Consider the following 14,555-nt stretch of genomic DNA (forward strand, 5'->3'; position numbering starts at 1 on the left):
TCTACCCTTGATCCATGACACTTCAGTACTCGCGGGTTGGGCTGGACCCGGATTTTGTCGACTATGGGGCCGGGTGGGATCTGCAACGCGAGCTGCACGCCGGCGTTGTCGCAGGGACTACCCCCAGCACCGTCCTCCTGCTGGAACACGAGGCCGTGTACACGGCAGGGCGGCGAACCGAAGACCATGAACGGCCCTTCGACGGAACGCCTGTTGTCCCGGTTGATCGTGGCGGGAAACTCACCTGGCACGGACCCGGCCAGCTGGTGGGGTACCCCGTCCTGGCCCTTCCCGAGCCGACGCGGGTCACCGGGTACGTGGCCATCCTCGAAGATGTGATCATCGCCGTCCTTCGGGACTATGGGGTCTCGGGGGTCCGGATCGACGGCAGGTCGGGGGTCTGGGTCGCTGCCGACGAACGCGGACCCGACCGCAAGATTGCTGCCATCGGGATCCGCATCAACCGGCGGGTCACTATGCACGGATTCGCGGTGAACTGCAGCAACGATCTGATGCCCTTCACCCAGATTGTGCCGTGCGGTATCTCTGATGCTGGGGTGACCACCATCTCGGCTGAAACGGGCCGCACGGTGACGCCGTCGGACATCGTTTCGCGGATTGAAGAAGAACTGCGCAAGAATGAATCATCACTGGTTGCCGGGGCGGCAGAGGATGTCCGCCCGGCAAACACAGTCAACCCAGCCGGTATCCGGCCGGAAGGAGCATAACCTGTGAGCCTGGCCCCCGAAGGACGCCGCCTTCTCCGCATCGAGGCGAGAAACGCCGAGATCCCGGTGGATCGTAAACCCGACTGGATCAAAGCGAAGGTGAACATCGGCCCCGAATTCGTGGCCATGAAGAACCTGGTGAAGAAGGAGGGCCTTCACACTGTCTGTGAGGAGGCTGGCTGTCCCAATATTTTCGAGTGCTGGGAAGACCGGGAGGCTACCTTCCTGATCGGCGGCTCCGAGTGCACCCGCCGCTGTGACTTCTGCCAGATTGATACCGGCAAGCCCCAGCCGCTGGACCGGAGCGAACCGTTTAAGGTAGCGCAGTCGGTACAGTCAATGAATCTGCGCTATGCCACGGTGACCGGCGTCGCCCGTGATGACCTCGCCGATGAGGGCGTCTGGCTATACGCGGAGACAATTCGCCAGATCCACAGCATGAACCCGGGCACCGGCGTCGAAATCCTGATCCCCGACTTCTCGGGTAAGCCAGAGCACATCAAGGCCATCTGCGATGCTGCGCCGGAGGTCTTCGCCCACAACGTTGAGACGGTCCCGCGCATCTTCAAGCGCATCCGCCCCGCTTTCCGCTATGAACGGTCCCTCGATGTCGTCACCCAGGGCCGGGACCTCGGCATGGTGACCAAATCCAACCTGATCCTCGGCATGGGCGAAACCCGACAGGAAATTTCCGAGGCCATGCGGGACCTGCACGACGCCGGGTGCGACCTGATCACCATCAACCAGTACCTGCGACCCAGCGAACGCCACCTCCCAGTGGACCGTTGGGTGAAGCCCCAGGAGTTCGTCGAACTCCGGGAAGAGGCAGAGGAGATTGGTTTTCTGGGCGTCATGAGCGGACCTCTGGTGCGTTCGTCCTACCGTGCCGGCAGGCTCTGGGCGCGCGCCATGCGCAAGAAGGGCCTCGAGTTGCCGCCCGCACTGGCGCACATCGAGGATTCCGGCTCGACGCTCCAAGAAGCGTCGAGCCTCGCACCAACCGGCTAACCCTTCGGTCGGTTCGGGACCGCCTTGATCGACCGACCAGGGTGGTTTCCGCACGTCCGCCCGACATCCCGGATCACGTAGAATTGAGTCACTATGGCCAACAGCACTGAATCAGACGGATCATCCACCCCTAAGCGGCGCCTCTTCTCCCGAAAGCCAAAGCCAGAGAAGGGGCCGAAGAAAACCGGGCGGATGAAGCAGATCTCCGAGGTCTTCAAAATGACCCGGCGGAACGATCCCAACGTCGTGTGGATCATGCTGCTGGCCTTCCTGTCGATTGTCGCCGTCGGCTTGGTGATCGGATTCCTGATCCAAAACTGGATCACCATGCTGATCATCGCCATCCCACTGGGCTTCCTTGCAGCGGTCTTCATCCTCTCCCGGCGAGCCGAGCGGGCAGCGTTCTCCCAGATCGAGGGCCAGGCAGGCGCGGCAGGCGCTGCGCTGAGTGTACTGCGGCGCGGGTGGATCCTTCAGGACCAGCCAGTCGCGATGAACCCCCGTTCGCAGGACGCGGTGTTCCGCGCCATTGGCCGGCCAGGTATCGTCCTCGTGACCGAGGGTCCGTCGGCCCGGGTCAAGCCGCTGGCTGAGGCCGAACGCCGCAAGATGGCCAGAATCGTCCCCAACGTGAAGGTGCACGTTATTGAGGCCGGGCGCGGCGAAGGACAGGTTCCTCTGGCCCAAGTGGCCAAGAAGGCCCAGAAGCTCAAGAAGAATCTCACCAAGCAGGAAGTCCAGGCCGTGAACAAGCGGCTTACTGCCCTAGGAACCAAGCTGCCGATCCCGAAGGGCATCGACCCGTTCAAGGCACGCCCGGACCGCAAGGCAATGCGCGGCCGCTAAGCAAAACGTGAAAGCCGGCTTTAGTCCCGGGAGCTTTTCCTTCGGACTAGGGTCGGCTTTTTTATGTCTGCAGGTATTTCCGGTTCGATAGATTCGTCTAGCCCGGCAGAGTGAGAATCTCGGCGCCGTCGTCGGTGATGGCGATGGTGTGCTCACTGTGGGCCGTCCGACAACCGGTGGCGCTCCTGAGGGTCCAGCCGTCGGGGTCCGTGACGAGCTTGGCGGTGTCCACCATGACCCACGGCTCCAGCGCCAGAAGCAGTCCGGGCCGGAGCACATAGCCGCGGCCTGGTCTCCCCATATTTGGGACATGTGGTTCCTGGTGCATGGTCGATCCGATGCCGTGACCGCCGAACTCGGTATTGATCGGATACCCCGCGTCGGTGAGAACCCTGCCGATGGCATAGGAAATATCCCCGATTTTCACTCCGGGGCCGGCCGTGGCGATGGCTGAGGCGAGAGCGCGTTCGGTGGCGAGGATCATTTCCACGCTCTCCGTCGGCTCCGAATCCCCCACGATGAAACTGATGGCCGAGTCAGCGGCGATGCCGCGCTTGGAGACGGCGAGATCGAGCGTGAGCAGGTCGCCGTCGGCCAGGGCATAGTCATGGGGCAGCCCGTGGAGCACCGCATCGTTGACGGCCGTGCAGATGTAGTGACCAAACGGTCCGCGGCCAAACGAGGGCGCGTAGTCGACGTAGCAGGACTCCGCTCCGGCGTCGGTGATCATCGTCTTCGTCCAGGCGTTGATGTCCAGAAGGTTGGTGCCGATCGTGCAGCGGCTCTTCACCGTCTGCAGGATGGTGGCCACCAGCGCGCCGGTGTCTTTGGCCCGGATCAGTTCGGTTGCGTTCAGGATCTCGATCATTCGGTGTCTCTCATGGTGCAGTCAGTGTCATTGTGCAGTCAGCGAATATCCGGGTCAGCCGACGACGCAGCGCTGTCCCATGATGAGGTGCCAGGTTCTGGTTAGATGCGGACCAGGACGGTGTTCACGGCGCGGTCGTGGACGCCACGTTGATCGCGGTCGACAATCACTGCCGGAATCACGAGGCAGATTAGAAGGGTGCGGACCAGCGCTTTTGCGTAACCGGCGGGACGGCCTGCGACGGTCTGTACTTGCATTCCCGCCATTCGGTGGCCGATGCTGTAGCCGAAGAAGCCCACCAGTAGGAGCTGCATCACGGCAAAGATGCCCAGCGTGGCGAAGCTGTTGTAGTCGAGGAATCCGTAGGACATCAGCGACGCGAGAGCCCAATCGATCAGCAGGGCAACGATTCGGCGCCCCGGCCGGGCGATCGCCGCCGGACCATCCTTGGGTCGGCCCATCCCCTGGCCCGGCCAGTAGTTGGAACTATCAGCCGGTGTACCGCCGAGCCATGAACCGATGTCGTTTCTGTCTACCACAATCCAATCTTAACGCGTTCGCCCGGGCCGACTGCGCGTCGTCGTCGTCGTCGCCCGCGTCGCCCTCCGACCCGCCGGGCTAAATCACGCTAGGCTGAAAGAGCCTCCAGTCCCCGACCATCCATTAAGTAACGTGCCGGAAACAATCGTGACACCAGTGGGAAACTGCAAACTCCTACAGTTGTAACCATTGCGGCGGCGGCGCATAAGGCCTCTAATCTGCCCCCGGTCGTTACCCCCCCACATGCGTTAGGAGCATAAACGATGTTCAAGAATGCGGACGAAGTCCTCAAGTTCATCGCTGACGAAGACGTGAAGTTTGTCGACGTCCGATTCACCGATCTTCCCGGAGTGCAGCAGCACTTCAACGTTCCGGCAAAGTCGGTCGATGCAGACTTCTTTGTCAACGGCCAGCTGTTCGACGGTTCGTCGATCCGCGGCTTCCAGGGAATTGCCGAGTCGGACATGCAGCTGATTCCGGACGTCACTACTGCGTTCATTGATCCCTTCCGCATGGAGAAGACGCTTGCGCTGAGCTTCTCGATTGTGAATCCTCGGACCGGCGATCCCTACCACCGTGACCCGCGGGGTGTGGCAGAACGCGCCGAGGCGTACCTGAGCTCCACCGGCATCGCCGATACCGCGTTCTTCGCGCCGGAAGCCGAGTTCTACATCTTTGACAACGTGCAGTACGAGTCCCTGCCGCAGGGCAGCTTCTACAAGGTCGACTCAATTGAGGCACCCTGGAACAGCGGCCGCGAAGAAGCGGGCGGGAACCTTGGCAACAAGACCCCGTTCAAGGGCGGCTACTTCCCTGTCTCCCCCGTCGACAAGCAGGCCGACCTCCGTGACGCGATCTGTGTCGAGCTGGACAACGCTGGCCTTGAGGTTGAGCGGTCCCACCACGAGGTAGGTAGCGCCGGCCAGGCAGAGATCAATTACAAGTTCACCACCATGACGCATGCTGCTGATGACCTGCAGAAGTTCAAGTACATCGTCAAGAACGTGTCCGATGCGTGGGGCAAATCGGCAACGTTCATGCCGAAGCCAGTCTTCGGAGACAACGGCTCGGGCATGCACTGCCACCAGTCGCTGTGGAGTGCGGGCGAGCCGCTGTTCTACGATGAGCGCGGTTACGCAGGACTGTCCGACATGGCACGCTGGTACATCGGCGGCCTGCTGAAGCACGCCTCGGCGGTCCTCGCGTTTACCAACCCGACGGTTAACTCCTACCGTCGTCTGGTCAAGGGCTTCGAAGCCCCGGTCAATATGGTGTACTCGCAGGGCAACCGCTCAGCCGGCATCCGGATCCCGATCACGGGCTCCAACCCGAAGGCAAAGCGCATCGAGTTCCGCGCGCCAGACCCCTCCTCCAACCCGTACCTGGCGTTCGCGGCCCAGCTGATGGCCGGCCTCGACGGCATCAAGAACCGGATCGAGCCAGCTGACCCGATCGACAAGGACCTCTACGAGCTTCCCGCGGAGGAAGCCAAAGATATCCAGAAGGCTCCAGGTTCGCTGGAGGAAGCTCTGCTCGCCCTCGAGGCCGACAACGAGTTCCTGCAGGCCGGCGGCGTCTTCACCCAGGACCTGATCGACACCTGGATCGACTACAAGCGCGAATTCGAGATCATCCCGCTGTCATTGCGGCCGAACCCTTACGAGTTCGAGCTGTACTACGGCGTCTAGTCTCTAAATGACAGAAGACCCGCACGGATCACCGTGCGGGTCTTTCTTTTGTGGTGGATCAGCAGCAGGTCAGTAGGATGCTTCGTCCAACGAGGTGAGCACCATGATGGCGTCCCGCACCGCTGTACTGACCCTCATGGCGGCCTCAACACCGATCGCCCCGACCACAGCGAGTAGTGACCGACCACCAACTTGCGTCATTGCACTGTTGTTCGTCATCACGAGCATCCTCCCTGAACGGTTCCTACCTGATATCAAAAGGTAACGGCAGATGCTGGTGCAACTGTGCAAGCTCCCTCGATGAATCCTGGGGCGTGTCGCGGCTCACATGGTTTACGTCCTCCCGTACTTCTTGTGTACGGCCTGACGGGTCACCCCGAGCGCCTGGGCGATGGCCTCCCAGGACAGCCCTGCCTGGCGTGCCTGCCGGACGGCAGCAGTCTCGGCCCGGCCGAGTTCCTTGCGTAGCTCACTGACGGCCTGCAGCCGGTTGACCGGCCCGCCGTCGTCGAGCAATCCGACGAGTGTCTTCATGCGTTCCACCTCCATCCGTCAACCCTAGTTGACGTTGGGGTGCGAGGCAAGAGAAACCTTACACCGGTGCCCAGTGGGCGAGCTAGCTACTGGGCATGAACGTTTATGCCTACCGAACGGGCAGTCCTGGCGGGCAGGTGTGCTGCTAGTAGCCGTAAAACGACCGCTCGAAGATGGCACGGCTACGGCGGGTGATCCGCAGGTAGTCCTCCTCCAGCCGCGCGCCCATTCCGGGCCCGTACCCGCACCAGCGGGCCACCGCTTCAAGGTCGCGCCGCGAGGACGGCAGCAGATCCGATGCCCTACCGCTCCAGATCACATTGGCTGCCCGCACCCTGCTCGACAGGCACCAGCTGCGCCGTAGGGTCTGCACATCAGAGGCGGGCAGAAGCTCGGCGGCCTCGATGGCATCCATGGCCGCGAGGGTCGAGGTGGTCTTCAGATCAGGGTTCGCGTGAGCATGCTGCAGTTGCAGCAGTTGCACCAGCCACTCGACGTCGCTGAGCCCGCCCCGACCGAGTTTGAGGTGGCGCGACGGGTCGGCACCGCGAGGAAGGCGCTCCGACTCCATCCGCGCCTTCAAACGGCGGATCTCGCGCAGACTCTGGCCGGACAGTTCCTCGGGATACCGGATCGGGTCAATCAGCTCGGTGAACGCTGCGGCCAGGTCGTCGCTCCCTGCCACGGGCAGCGCGCGCAGGAGCGCCTGCGACTCCCAGACTAGGGACCAGCGCCGGTAATACTCGCGGAACGACTCAAGGGATCTCACCATCGGCCCCTGTTTGCCCTCCGGGCGCAGGTCGGCGTCGACCTCTAGCACCCGCTCCGCCTGGATGGCGGGTGAGCAGGGTTGCTGCAGCAGGGCAGAGAGCTGGCTGACAATCCGCTCCGCCTGGTTTTGCGCTGCCGACTCGTCGGCCCCCTGACGTGCCCGGTGCACGTACATTATGTCAGCGTCCGACCCATAAGTGATCTCACGGCCGCCCTGCCGCCCCATCGCGACGACGACGACGTCGGTCAACTGCTTCTCATTCGCGAAGATCGCGCCCTCGGCCACATGCAGTGCGCCGAGGATGGCGGCGCGGTCGGTGGCGGAAAGGGCGGCGCCCACCGCCGCCTGATCCAGCAGCCCTGAACTGTCGGCAATAGCAATGCGCAGCAGCTCACGACGACGAATGAGCCGGATCAGGCGCATCGCCTCGCGTGGTTGAGGGTGACGCGACATCTTCGACTGGATCTCACCCCACTGGGCCTCGAAGTCGACTGGAAGCAGGTCTCTGTCATTGCCCAGCCACTTGGTCGACTCGGGTGAGACTTCCAGCAAGTCCGCGATAAAGCGGCTGCTGGAGAGGATGTGGCAGAGCCGCTCGGCCGCAGCTTTAGAGTCTCGAAGCATACCCAGGTACCAGTGGGTCTGCCCGAGGCCCTCGCTCAGACGGCGGAAGCCCAGGAGCCCGGCGTCGGGATCCACCCCGTCGGCCAACCAGCCCAGGAGGACCGGCAGAAGGTTCCGTTGCAGCGCGGACCGCCTGCTGAGACCCGAGGTGAGCGCTTCGATGTGGCGCATCGCCACCTTCGGGTCCAGGTAACCCAGCGCGGCTAGCCGTGCGCGGGCCGCTTCGGGCGTCAACCTGACCTCGTCGACGCTGAGATTCGCAGCAGTATTGAGAAGTGGACGGTAGAAGATGTTCTCGTGGAGCCCGCGCACCAACCGCTTGGTCTGCTGCCACTGCTCCAGCAGCGCAGCAGCGGCGGGGCGAGTGGTGAGCTGCGCCCCCTGGGAGGACATGGCGAGGGCCCGCCGGGACGCGTCGCCCTCGGGCATCAGGTGGGTACGGCGCATATTGACGAGCTGAATCCGGTGCTCAAGGACGCGCAGATACCGGTAGGACTCGTCGAACGCTTTGGCATCGGTCCGGCCGATATAGCCGGCGGCGCTGAGCGCGGCGATGGCTGAGGTGGTGTCGCGGATCCGGATCGATTCGTCGGCTTTGCCGTGCACCAGCTGCAGCAGCTGAACAGTAAATTCTACGTCGCGGAGCCCGCCCGGGCCGAGCTTCAGCTGCCGCTCCGCCTCATGGGACGGAATATTGTCGGTCACCCGGCGGCGCATCGCCTGCACGGAGTCAACAAACCCCTCACGTTCGGACGAGTTCCAGACCAGCGGCGCCACTGACTCCTCGTAGCGGCGGCCCAGATCGGCGTCGCCGGCAATGGTACGGGCCTTAAGCAGAGCCTGGAATTCCCAGCTTTGCGCCCACCGCGCGTAGTAGGACAGGTGGGAATCGAGGGTGCGCACCAGTGGGCCGTCCCGCCCCTCCGGGCGTAGGTTGGCGTCCACTTCCCACAGGCCGGGCTCACCTCCGCTGGCGGAGATGGCCCGCGAAATCCCGGTGGCCAGCGCTGTACCAATCCGGGTCGCCAGATCCTCGGCAAGGTCCGACGCTTCGATCACGTAGATGACGTCGACGTCGGAAATGTAGTTCAGCTCACCGGCACCGCACTTGCCCATCCCCATCACCGCGAGGCGGACGGATGACACGTCGGTGGCTGAGAAGCTGTTCGCCAATTCGGCTCGGGAAACGGCCAGCGCCGCTTCGACCGCAGCCGCCGCGAGGTCGGCCAGTTCCTCGCCGACGGTCGGCAGGTAGTCGACCGGCGACGCCGAGCACAGGTCGCGGACGGCAAGTTCCACCAGGTGGCGCCGGTAACGTGCCCGCAGCAGCGCGTACGCCGCGGTGCCGCCGAGACCGGCAACGGGAGTGCCCGACGACGGGTCGGCGCCCACCGACTCGAGGAGGGAGGACCGTAGGGACTCGGCGGAGACTCCCCCGGGCGTCCGGCTGGGGGAGACCTTGACGGTGTCGAGGTGCTCCGGGCACCTCATCAGGAACTCGGCCAGCGCCTCGGACGCGCCGAGCAACCGGAATAGCGGCTCGCTGCTGGCGCCGCCGTCCGCAACCACCGCGGCAAGGCCCGGTCGGACCGCCAGCAACCGCACCAGGGATTGCAACGCCAGATCGGGGTTGGCCGATCGGGCCAACCCATCGAACAGCGCCGCCTGCGGGATGCCCACCAGCTCGGGCGCAGCCAGGAAACGGGAGCTCTTCTCGAGGTCGGTGAAACCACGGCTGATGAGTTGGCGGTTCAGGCTCATCGCGGGCGCCAGGTTAGAGAATTCCGAGGTTGCGTCGCAGCTCGTAGGGCGTGACCTGGATCCGGTAGTCGTGCCATTCGGCGCGCTTGTTGCGCAGAAAATTTTCGAAGACCTGCTCGCCCAGGATCCCGGCAACCAGCTCCGACTCCTCCATCACCCGGATGGCGTCGTGAAGGCTAGCCGGCAACGGGTCATGGCCCATGGCTCGACGTTCGGTGGCCGTGAGACTCCAGACGTCGTCCTCGGCTCCCGGCGGAAGTTCGTACCCTTCCTCGATACCCTTCAGGCCCGCACCGAGCAGCACCGAGTAGGCGAGGTACGGGTTGCTGGCCGAATCAATACCGCGGTACTCAATGCGCGCCGACTGGCCCTTGTTCGGCTTGTAGAGCGGCACGCGGACCAGGGCTGAGCGGTTGTTGTGGCCCCAGGACAGGTAGCTCGGGGCTTCTCCCCCACCCCAGAGACGCTTGTACGAGTTGACGAATTGGTTGGTGACAGCCGTGAACTCAGGTGCGTGCTTCAGGATCCCGGCGATGAACTGGCGTGCCGTCTTGGACAGCTGGAACTCGGCACCCGCTTCGAAGAACGCGTTGGCGTCGCCCTCGAAGAGGGAGAAGTGGGTGTGCATCCCGGAGCCGGGATGATCGGAGAACGGCTTGGGCATGAACGTGGCGTAGCTGTCCTGGGTCAGCGCCACCTCCTTGATGATGGTGCGGAACGTCATGATGTTGTCGGCGGTCTGCAGGGCATCCGCGTACCGGAGATCGATTTCGTTCTGCCCCGGGCCGGCCTCGTGGTGACTGAACTCCACCGAGATGCCCACGGATTCGAGCATCGCCACCGCTGTCCGCCGGAAGTCCTGGGCCACTCCGCCCGGTACGTGGTCAAAATAGCCGGCCTGGTCCACCGGGATGGGTTGACCGTCGGGCCCCAGTTCATCTGACTTGAGCAGGTAGAACTCGATTTCCGGGTGGGTGTAGCAGGTGAACCCCATGTCTGCTGCCTTGGCAAGAGTCCGCTTCAGCACCCCACGTGGGTCAGCCGTCGACGGCATACCGTCGGGGGTAAGGATGTCGCAAAACATTCTGGAGGTTGGTTCCTTCTCGCCCCGCCAGGGCAGGATCTGGAACGTCGACGGGTCGGGTTGGGCGAGCATGTCCGATTCGAAAACGCGGGCCAGCCCTTCAATGGACGAACCATCAAAGCCCAGGCCCTCCTCAAATGCACCCTCCACCTCGGCCGGTGCCAGGGCAACCGACTTCAACGAACCCACAACGTCCGTGAACCAGAGCCGCACAAACCGCACATCGCGTTCCTCGATGGTACGCAGTACAAATTCTTGCTGCCGATCCATAGTTACCCTCTTTCATGCCGTCGGTGGTGTCCCGGGTGATCATCGAGCGTCGGTCCACCAGTTCACTCTACTTCCCGCCTGCCACAAGAGGTTCTGAAGTAGGCTCGACACTATGACTTCCGCAGAGATTCCAGCACCCTACGGTACGGGCGCCCACGATGCCGACGCCGGGACACCAGCTGCAGGAGAAGCCCGGCGCACCCCCGCCAGGATCCGCACCCATCACCTGCAACAGGCGAAGGTTGAGGGACGCCGCTTCGCCATGCTCACCGCCTATGACCAATACGCCGCCGAGATCTTCGACGACGCGGGCATCGAGGTGCTCCTCGTGGGCGATTCTGCGGCCAACAATGTCCTCGGGTACACGACCACCCTGCCGATCACCGTGGACGAGATGATCATCTTCTCGCGGGCCGTCACCAACGGAGCCAGCCGCGCCCTCGTGGTCTGCGATCTTCCCTTCGGCAGCTACGAGATCTCTCCCGCCCAGGCCATCGAATCGTCGGTCCGCCTGATGAAAGAGGGCGGGGTCCACGCAGTAAAGATGGAGGGCGGCCGCCACTACGCCGACACCGTCCGCGCGCTCGCCACCGCCGGGATCCCCGTCATGGCCCACATCGGTTTCACCCCGCAGAGCGAGCATGCCCTCGGCGGGTACCGGGTCCAGGGCCGCGGTGATGCGGCGCAGGAACTGATCGACGACGCCGTTGCCCTCGCCGACGCCGGGGCGTTCTGCGTGCTCATGGAGATGGTGCCCGCCGACGTGGCCGCCGCCGTCGACCGCGCCGTCAGGGTGCCGACCATCGGAATCGGGGCGGGCAACGCCACGACCGGGCAGGTGCTGGTATGGCAGGACATGGCCGGGGTACGCACCGGCCGGCAGCCGAAGTTCGTGAAACAGTTCGCCGACGTCCGCTCAGTGCTCGCTGCTGCAGCGACCGCATACGCTGACGAAGTCCGGAATGGGACTTTTCCCGGCCCGGAACACAGCTTCTAGACGCTACTGCTCGTCTTCGGCATCCCACGCCTGGTTGCGTTGCGCCACCTTTTCCAGGGCACGCTCGGCCTCGGCCCGCGTCGGGTAGGGTCCAATCAGTTTCCGCCAATCGGACTGTGCGTCCTCTTCGATCTCGTGGGTTTGCACGTTGTACCAGAATTCGGCCATGAGGGTCCTCCTTGGTGGTGACTTTCGGCGGGACGCCGTACCGCCTATAAGATCAAGACTATGCCTCAGCAATCCGTCAGCGCACCCGTGGGAAATCTCGTGCCGGGAACCGTCAGCCCCGAACGGACCGTCCCAGCGAGTATTCCCCGCCCCGAGTACGTTGGTCGCAGCGGGCCCGCCCCCTTCACCGGGTCAGAGGTCAAGACCCCCGAAACTATCGAAAAGATCCGCCGCGCGAGCCGTCTGGCTGCACAGGCCATCGTCGAGGTGGGACGCCAGATTGAACCCGGTGTCACCACCGATCAGTTGGACCGGGTGGGACACCAATTCCTCGTCGACAATGGAGCGTACCCGTCGACCCTGGGCTACCGCGGGTTCCCCAAATCACTCTGCTCGTCCTTGAACGAGGTGATCTGCCACGGCATCCCCGACACCACGGTGGTGCGCGACGGCGACATCCTGAACATCGACATCACCGCCTATTTGGACGGCGTCCACGGCGATACCAACTACACCTTCCTGGTGGGCGACGTCGACGACGAGTCGCGGCTGCTGGTCGAGCGCACCAAGGAATCACTGAACCGGGCCATCAAGGCCGTGGCTCCCGGCCGCGAGATCAACGTGATTGGCAGGACCATCGAGTCCTACGCCCGCCGCTTCGGCTACGGGGTAGTGCGCGACTTCACCGGCCACGGCGTCGGCGAAGCCTTCCACACCGGACTGATCATCCCGCATTACGACGCCGCACCGGCCTACAACAGAATTATCGAACCGGGCATGACGTTCACCATCGAACCCATGCTGACCCTCGGCGCCATCGAATGGGACATGTGGCCCGACGACTGGACCGTGCTGACCAGGGACCGTCAGCGCACCGCGCAGTTTGAGCACACCCTCCTGGTGACCGACAGCGGCGCCGAGATCCTCACCGTCCCCTAACCATCGGGTCCCGGCGGCACCTGTCGCGCCGGAGGCCAAGACACGAACTCTGGAGAAACATGGGCAAGAGCAGCGAGAAGAAGCAGGGAAAGGCCCTGCCCAACACCGTGATCGGCATCGACATCGGCGGTACCGGCATCAAGGGCGGCATTGTTGACCTGGTCGGCGGTGACATTGTCGGTGAACGGTACCGCGTGCCCACCCCTCAGCCGTCCACCCCTGAGGCGGTCGCCGAGGTGGTGGCACGGATTGTCGACGAACTCTCCACCCGTCCCGGCGCACCGGCACCCGAGGTGCCCGTTGGTGTCACGTTCCCCGCCATCATCCAGCACGGCATCGCCCGGTCGGCGGCCAACGTTGACCAGAGCTGGGTGAACACCGACGTCGACACGCTGTTCAGCACGGTCCTCCAACGCGACGTGCACGTCATCAACGACGCGGACGCCGCCGGCCTCGCGGAGGTGCGCTATGGAGCCGGCAAGGGCGTTGACGGAACGGTGCTGGTGATCACCCTGGGCACCGGCATTGGGTCCGCGTTCATTTTTGACGGGAAGCTGGTGCCCAACGCTGAGCTCGGTCATCTGGAGATTGACGGGTACGACGCCGAAACCAGGGCCTCCGCGGTCGCCCGCGAACGGGACGGCATCGACTGGGACGAATACTCGATCCGCCTGCAGCGGTATTTCTCCCACGTCGAGTTCCTGTTTTCGCCTGAACTGTTCATTGTGGGCGGCGGGATTTCCAAGCGCAGCCAGGAGTACCTGCCCGGGCTGAACCTGCGTACCCGCATCATTCCGGCCCAGCTGAAGAACCAGGCCGGCATTGTTGGCGCCGCGTTGCAGGCTGCCCTGCACTTCAAGCGACTGGCGAAACTGGCGGCGGCCGTTCCGGATGCCTGACCGTCCGGGAGTTGCCGTTGTCACCGGCGCGAGCCGGGGAATCGGTGCAGCTATCGCGCGGCGCTGCGCCCGGGACGGCTACGTGGTGGCAGTGAACTACGCCTCTGATAGCGCAGGGGCGCTGCAGACGGTGGCCGACATTGTTGCCGCGGGAGGATCCGCCTCGGCTATTCGGGCGGATGTGAGCATCGCAGCCGACGTCGTCGCGCTCTTTGACCGGGCGCGTGCACTCGGCGAGGTGACCGCCGTCGTGAACAACGCAGGGATCACCGGTAATCTGATCGGCCCGCTGGCTGACGTCCCCGCCGACGTGCTGCAGCGGGTGACCGAGGTCAATGTGGTGGGACCGTTGCTGGTCAGTCGCGAGGCTGTCCTAGGCATGTCCACACTGAGGGGTGGTACCGGTGGGCAGATCATCAACATCTCCTCGACCGCAACCAGGGCCGGCTCGCCGGGTACCTGGGTGCATTATGCGGCCACCAAGGGCGCCGTCGACGTGTTGACCGTTGGTCTTGCCTCGGAGGTGGGGCGCGAAGGTATCCGGGTGAACTGTGTGTCCCCCGGCAGCACCAAGACCGGGCTCCACGCGGCGGCCGGTATGCCCGACCGTGCGGAAAGGCTCAGCCAGAGTGTCCCGTTGGGTCGTCCCGCGGAGCCGGACGAGGTTGCAGCTGCAGTCGCCTGGCTACTGTCCGCCGAAGCTTCCTATATCACCGGGGCGATCCTGCCCGTCAGCGGCGGACGCTGACTCATCGCGCCCGACCAGTCGCGTGCCGGGATGGTCCAGAAGTGGTGCCGGTGGTGGCGTCGGCTTCCCCTCCGCAGCCAC

Annotated in this window: 15 protein-coding genes; 8 read left to right on the top strand and 7 right to left on the bottom strand. The window is 64.1% G+C overall.

Features of this window, described 5'->3' with window-relative positions:
- Positions 1-14: 14 nt before the first annotated feature.
- The 3 genes from lipB (at position 15) to ACX80G_RS14435 (ending at position 2,582) form a co-directional block, all read left to right on the top strand.
- Positions 15-728, top strand: a complete 714-nt coding sequence (lipB, locus tag ACX80G_RS14425) for a lipoyl(octanoyl) transferase LipB (RefSeq protein ID WP_459308442.1) — start codon at positions 15-17, stop codon at positions 726-728.
- A gap of 3 nt (positions 729-731) precedes the next feature.
- A complete protein-coding gene (gene lipA, locus ACX80G_RS14430; RefSeq protein WP_459308444.1) occupies positions 732-1,736 on the top strand; it encodes a lipoyl synthase in 1,005 nt (334 codons plus the stop codon).
- Positions 1,737-1,829: 93 nt separating this feature from the next.
- Positions 1,830-2,582 (top strand): DUF4191 domain-containing protein, encoded by a 753-nt coding sequence (locus tag ACX80G_RS14435; RefSeq protein WP_459308446.1) that lies wholly within the window; start codon positions 1,830-1,832, stop codon positions 2,580-2,582.
- 97 nt (positions 2,583-2,679) lie between these two features.
- Here ACX80G_RS14435 and map (ACX80G_RS14440) read toward each other — a convergent pair whose 3' ends face one another.
- Both map (ACX80G_RS14440) and ACX80G_RS14445 read right to left on the bottom strand, forming a co-directional pair.
- The gene (gene map, locus ACX80G_RS14440) at positions 2,680-3,450 is read right to left on the bottom strand and encodes a type I methionyl aminopeptidase (RefSeq protein ID WP_459308448.1); all 771 of its coding nucleotides are present in this window, start codon (positions 3,448-3,450) and stop codon (positions 2,680-2,682) included.
- Positions 3,451-3,551: 101 nt separating this feature from the next.
- Positions 3,552-3,989: an RDD family protein gene (locus tag ACX80G_RS14445; RefSeq protein WP_459308450.1), complete on the bottom strand. Its 438-nt coding sequence runs from the start codon at positions 3,987-3,989 to the stop codon at positions 3,552-3,554.
- Between the two features lie 264 nt (positions 3,990-4,253).
- Between ACX80G_RS14445 and glnA (ACX80G_RS14450) the strand changes: the two genes are divergently transcribed.
- Complete coding sequence (gene glnA, locus ACX80G_RS14450) at positions 4,254-5,678, top strand: type I glutamate--ammonia ligase (RefSeq protein ID WP_459308452.1); 1,425 nt, start codon at positions 4,254-4,256, stop codon at positions 5,676-5,678.
- 69 nt (positions 5,679-5,747) lie between these two features.
- Here glnA (ACX80G_RS14450) and ACX80G_RS14455 read toward each other — a convergent pair whose 3' ends face one another.
- The 4 genes from ACX80G_RS14455 to glnA (ACX80G_RS14470) form a co-directional block, all read right to left on the bottom strand.
- On the bottom strand, positions 5,748-5,897 hold the full coding sequence (locus tag ACX80G_RS14455; RefSeq protein ID WP_459308454.1) for a hypothetical protein: 150 nt from the start codon (positions 5,895-5,897) through the stop codon (positions 5,748-5,750).
- A gap of 114 nt (positions 5,898-6,011) precedes the next feature.
- On the bottom strand, positions 6,012-6,212 hold the full coding sequence (locus ACX80G_RS14460; protein WP_459308456.1) for an AsnC family protein: 201 nt from the start codon (positions 6,210-6,212) through the stop codon (positions 6,012-6,014).
- Between the two features lie 145 nt (positions 6,213-6,357).
- Positions 6,358-9,369, bottom strand: a complete 3,012-nt coding sequence (locus ACX80G_RS14465) for a bifunctional [glutamine synthetase] adenylyltransferase/[glutamine synthetase]-adenylyl-L-tyrosine phosphorylase (protein ID WP_459308458.1) — start codon at positions 9,367-9,369, stop codon at positions 6,358-6,360.
- Between the two features lie 13 nt (positions 9,370-9,382).
- Positions 9,383-10,723: a type I glutamate--ammonia ligase gene (gene glnA, locus ACX80G_RS14470; RefSeq protein WP_459308460.1), complete on the bottom strand. Its 1,341-nt coding sequence runs from the start codon at positions 10,721-10,723 to the stop codon at positions 9,383-9,385.
- A 112-nt stretch (positions 10,724-10,835) separates the two neighbouring features.
- Here glnA (ACX80G_RS14470) and panB point away from each other — a divergent pair, with 112 nt between their 5' ends.
- Positions 10,836-11,720: a 3-methyl-2-oxobutanoate hydroxymethyltransferase gene (gene panB / locus ACX80G_RS14475; protein ID WP_459308462.1), complete on the top strand. Its 885-nt coding sequence runs from the start codon at positions 10,836-10,838 to the stop codon at positions 11,718-11,720.
- A gap of 3 nt (positions 11,721-11,723) precedes the next feature.
- On the opposite strand, the gene ACX80G_RS14480 is transcribed toward panB, so the two are convergent.
- On the bottom strand, positions 11,724-11,888 hold the full coding sequence (locus ACX80G_RS14480; protein WP_019481305.1) for an SPOR domain-containing protein: 165 nt from the start codon (positions 11,886-11,888) through the stop codon (positions 11,724-11,726).
- Positions 11,889-11,948: 60 nt separating this feature from the next.
- On the opposite strand from ACX80G_RS14480, the gene map (ACX80G_RS14485) reads away from it, so the two are divergent.
- The 3 genes from map (ACX80G_RS14485) to ACX80G_RS14495 are packed head-to-tail and all read left to right on the top strand — an operon-like array spanning position 11,949 to position 14,474.
- Positions 11,949-12,827 (top strand): type I methionyl aminopeptidase, encoded by an 879-nt coding sequence (gene map, locus ACX80G_RS14485; RefSeq protein WP_459308463.1) that lies wholly within the window; start codon positions 11,949-11,951, stop codon positions 12,825-12,827.
- 59 nt (positions 12,828-12,886) lie between these two features.
- Positions 12,887-13,726 carry a polyphosphate--glucose phosphotransferase gene (gene ppgK, locus ACX80G_RS14490; protein WP_459308465.1) on the top strand — a complete coding sequence of 280 codons (840 nt, stop codon included), beginning with the start codon at positions 12,887-12,889 and terminating at the stop codon, positions 13,724-13,726.
- Positions 13,719-14,474 (top strand): SDR family oxidoreductase, encoded by a 756-nt coding sequence (locus ACX80G_RS14495; RefSeq protein WP_459308467.1) that lies wholly within the window; start codon positions 13,719-13,721, stop codon positions 14,472-14,474. The genes ppgK and ACX80G_RS14495 overlap by 8 nt, the downstream gene beginning before the upstream one ends.
- Positions 14,475-14,555 lie beyond the last annotated feature (81 nt).

This window comes from Arthrobacter glycogeni, from assembly GCF_054510815.1.